The 3861-nt window shown below is 36.3% G+C and carries 3 protein-coding genes; all 3 read left to right on the plus strand.

The features are described 5' to 3' along the window. The first annotated feature begins 140 nt into the window (after window positions 1-140). From glsA to B0A65_RS22730, 3 genes are read left to right on the plus strand one after another with little or no spacing between them, the layout of a single operon-like run. Window positions 141-1160, plus strand: coding sequence for a glutaminase A (glsA, locus tag B0A65_RS22720; protein ID WP_083370388.1), 1020 nt, complete (start codon window positions 141-143; stop codon window positions 1158-1160). Between the two features lie 49 nt (window positions 1161-1209). Continuing rightward, window positions 1210-2337: an amidohydrolase family protein gene (locus B0A65_RS22725; RefSeq protein WP_074658172.1), complete on the plus strand. Its 1128-nt coding sequence runs from the start codon at window positions 1210-1212 to the stop codon at window positions 2335-2337. Between the two features lie 41 nt (window positions 2338-2378). Further along, window positions 2379-3674 carry a hypothetical protein gene (locus tag B0A65_RS22730; protein ID WP_207556490.1) on the plus strand — a complete coding sequence of 432 codons (1296 nt, stop codon included), beginning with the start codon at window positions 2379-2381 and terminating at the stop codon, window positions 3672-3674. Window positions 3675-3861 lie beyond the last annotated feature (187 nt).

The raw sequence follows: 3861 nt of genomic DNA on the forward strand, positions 1-3861 counted from the left end.
GGAGCTGAATTTCAATGGGGCGACCGTGAGAATTTCAGAGATGGCTGGAGTACTTCTATTACAAAAGTGCAATTATCTTTCAAATATAATTTTGCAGAGGTCTTTTATAAAAAATAAACTCATTATATAAATCATAGAAAATGAAAACTAAAAATCAATTCAATATTATTTTTTTTATACTAATAATATTAGTTCCGTTATTTGAAGCAAAAGCTCAAAAAGAACCTGGTTATCAGGCAGCGATTGATCATGCGTATACCAAATACAAAGATCTTAAAGAAGGTAAAAACGCTGATTATATAAAAGAATTGGCAACTGTGGATTCCAATATTTATGGAATCGCAATTGTAACAGTCGATGGGAAAGTATATACTAAAGGAAACCTGGATGAAAGAGTATCGATTCAGTCTATTTCAAAAGTATTTACCCTTGCCCGTGTGATAGAAGAATCCGGACCAAGAGCTTTAGCTGAAAAAATTGGTGTTGATGCGACGGGACTTCGATTTAATTCCATTGTAGCTATAGAACTTCAAAAAGGAAAAGAGATCAATCCACTGGTTAATCCAGGTGCAATTGCAGCCGTGAGTATGGTAAAAGGAAATGATTCAGTAGCAAAATGGAAAAATATTCTGGACACGCATAATGCCTTTGCGGGAACAAAATTAAAATTAAACATGCCAGTGTATATTAGTGAGGCAGGAGATAATCTGCGTAATCAGGCAATTGCCCATTTATTATATGCTTATGGTCGTTTGTATTTTGACCCTGTTCAGTCTACAGATGTTTATACCAAACAATGTGCAATAAATGTAAATGCTAAAGATCTTGCCGTTATGGCATCAACCCTTGCTAACGGAGGAATAAATCCGGTAACAGGAGAGAAAGTAGTTTCGCCGGAAACCTGCGCTTTTACTATGGGAATTATGTCCACAGCTGGTTTATATGATGATTCGGGCCAATGGCTTTACGCGGTAGGTTTACCAGGAAAAAGTGGTGTAGGTGGTGGAATCATTGCAGTTTGTCCGGGTAAATTCGGAATAGCTGTTATTTCACCTCCGCTGAATGAAGTTGGAAACAGTGTAAAAGCACAAAAAACAATCTTTGATATTGTAAAAGAGCTTGATGTTAACCCTTATCATGTAACTCCAAAAAAGAAATAAATAAGCACTATCCTAAAAATCAGTAAAAATTCATTTAATCTCTACCCAAATGAATACAATAAAAGTACAATCAAAATTGCTTTTAATTATACTTTCCTTTTATTTACAGGCAACTGTTGTAACAGGACAAAGTAAAGCTAAAGAGAATGGCTATTTATATAATGATAGCCATTTTCATCTCACTAATTATATTCAGGAAGGAATCACAGCTGCAAAATTTTTAGAGATAATGGGGGATAAAGTGGGTCGGTCAACTTTATTTGGAATTCCGCTCCAACAGCAATGGTCATATCAGAATTCCGGTAAATTCAGTCCGTCGTATTATCTGCAGACAGATGCGCCCTTATACTATTATTCTTTTACCGATGCCTATATCGCAATGCAATACAAGTCGCTCACAAAAGAGCAGCAAGATAGATTTGATCCCATGATTATCGGATTTAATCCTGCAGATATGTATGCTTATAAACATATAGAACGTGTTCTGAAAACTTTTCCGGGTGTTTTTACAGGAATAGGTGAATTCTCAATTCATAAAGAATTTGTTTCCTCAAAAGTGGCTGGAGAAGTAGCAAGTTTAACCAATCCGGCTCTGGACAGTATACTGGATTTTGCCGGTAAAGTAGGTCTTGTAGTGGTATTACATAATGACATGGATATGCCAATGGCAAAACCAAAAACAGAACCAGCTTATCTGACACAGATGAAAGATGTTTTGAAGCGTCATCCGCAGACTACCATTATATGGGCTCATATAGGCCTTGGACGTATTGTTCATCCGGTGGGTTATGGTGCATCTCCAGACAGTGAAATAGGACAGAGACCACCAAATCACATAGATATTGTAAAAGAGATATTAGAAGATCCTGCTTTAAAGCATGTTTATTTTGATATATCATGGGATGAAGTAGCAAAATACATAGTAGCAACTCCGGAAACCATTAAAAAAAGTGCTGATGTTATGAACAAGTATTCTGATCGGTTTTTATTTGGAACAGACGTAGTGGCACCTCCGGATCAAAAATTTTATTTGGCCGTATATGATATGTACGCGCCTTTTTGGAAGGCGCTTACGCCAGAAACAAGTGAGAAGATAAGAAAAGGAAACTATGAAAGACTATTTGATAGTGCCCGTAAAAAAGTAAGGGAATGGGAAAAAATAAATGTAAAAAATTAAAGATGTAAGCCAGTAGAGATTAATGCTAAATAAATAAAATCATGCGATCAAAACTTTTATATGTTGTTTTATTAATTGTATGTTGTATGCCAGTCTGGTCGCAAATTCCTTCTAATCCCATTGCAGTGGATAGTATAGGTGAACAAAAACAAAATGATCATCGTCCAGGTTCTGGATTTCTTATAGCGAACGGTAAGAAAGCAACCCTTACTATTTCACCATATGTAACAATTCGTTATTTAAATCAAGGTGCACTGGATGACACTTATACAAATCATTTAGGACACACCTCAACTATAGATAAAAGAAATGATCTGCAGTTTCAAAAAGCAGTTATTTATTTTAAAGGTTGGCTTATCGATCCAAAATTCAGATATCTCCTATATGTGTGGTCTGCAAATGCAAATCAGGGGCAGGGTGCTCAGGTGGTAGTGGCGGGAAACCTGCAATATGAAATCAATAAACATTTTGATATAGGAGCCGGTATTGGGAGTTTGCCAACCAGTCGCTCATTAATAGGAAACTGGCCTTTTTGGCTTCGACAAGATGCCAGGCCTATGGCAGAAGAATTTTTCAGAGGATCATTTACTACAGGTATATGGGCTCAGGGAGAAATTACAGATGGACTATATTATAAAACAATGCTTGGTAATAATTTAAGTCAATTGGGAGTTGATGCCGGTCAATTAGACAATGGTTTTAATACTTTTAGTACCTCAGTCTGGTGGACTACCAATAATTATGGCAGGGTTGCGAATTTTGGTGATTTTGAAAGACATGAAAAATTAGCGACTCTCTTGGGTGGAGCTTATACTACAAGTAAAGAAACAAGACAATCCCAGCCAGGTACTGAAGATCCGGAAAATTCACAAATTAGACTGTCTGATGGTACAGGTGTTTTTTCTTTAGATGCTTTTGGAAATGGCAATCAGTTACTTTCTGCCAAATATCAAATGACTTCATTTAATGGAGGCCTAAAATACAAAGGCTTATCTCTTGATTTGGAATATTATATCAGGTGGGTAAATGATTTTGAATCAACAGGTCCATTACCTGTCAAAGAACTTTTTGATAGTGGTTATGCTTTACAGGCGTCTGGGATGTTGATAAATAAAACGCTGCAGCTGTACAGTACCTATTCTTATATAGATGGTGAATATGGAAAACCTTGGGAACTTACCTGCGGACTCAATTGGTATGTACTGAAGAATAGGGTACTTCGAATAAATCCTGAGGTTTTATATGTAGAGAATTCCCCTGTGGGATATTTAAGCTATCCAACTGTTGTTGGCGCTAACGGAATTGTTGGAATGCTGAATCTGGAACTATTTTTTTAAATAAATCAGGTACAAATTAAGGTGTAAAAACATAAAAAAAAGCTCCAAATCATTGATTTGGAGCTTTTAATTTGTGACCTCAACGGGACAAATTTCAACAAAATTTATGGAAGATTTGAAAAGATTGGCGTACTGGAAGTAAGGGCTGTCTTTCATTGGCTGTATGAATTTGGTTTGGATGTCCTGT

The organism is Flavobacterium frigidimaris, from assembly GCF_002217275.1.
In the GTDB taxonomy this organism is placed as follows: Bacteria; Bacteroidota; Bacteroidia; order Flavobacteriales; family Flavobacteriaceae; genus Flavobacterium; species Flavobacterium aquidurense.